This is a genomic window from Microbacterium sp. GbtcB4, from assembly GCF_019091465.1.
In the GTDB taxonomy this organism is placed as follows: domain Bacteria; phylum Actinomycetota; class Actinomycetes; order Actinomycetales; family Microbacteriaceae; genus Microbacterium; species Microbacterium paraoxydans.
This window is the reverse complement of record NZ_JAGXJJ010000813.1, coordinates 1-229: the sequence shown is the minus strand read 5'-3', so window position 1 is coordinate 229 and position 229 is coordinate 1. Positions and strand designations below refer to the sequence as shown.

Below are 229 nucleotides of genomic sequence, written 5' to 3'. Positions count from 1 at the left end.
CCGAGTCCCCGACGCCTGGGTGGCCTCCCCCCTGCGGCGCCAGGCCCGGGCGCACCAGCCGGACCAGCCCCCCCCGCCGCACCCCATCGTCGCCGCCATCCCCCACCCCGAGGCCGCGAAGCTGAACTTCGGCGGCATCACCTACGCAAAGCGCGCTTCGGAGCTGAACCAGCTCGTAGCGGTAGTAGGCGACGACGGCATCTACGTGGAAGCTCGCCGTTACTTCGGA

At 71.6% G+C, this 229-nt stretch carries 1 protein-coding gene; it reads left to right on the top strand.

Annotated features, from left to right (window positions below):
* The coding region (locus tag KVS71_RS19710; RefSeq protein ID WP_217585360.1) for a hypothetical protein at positions 1-229 on the top strand (229 nt) is incomplete at both ends.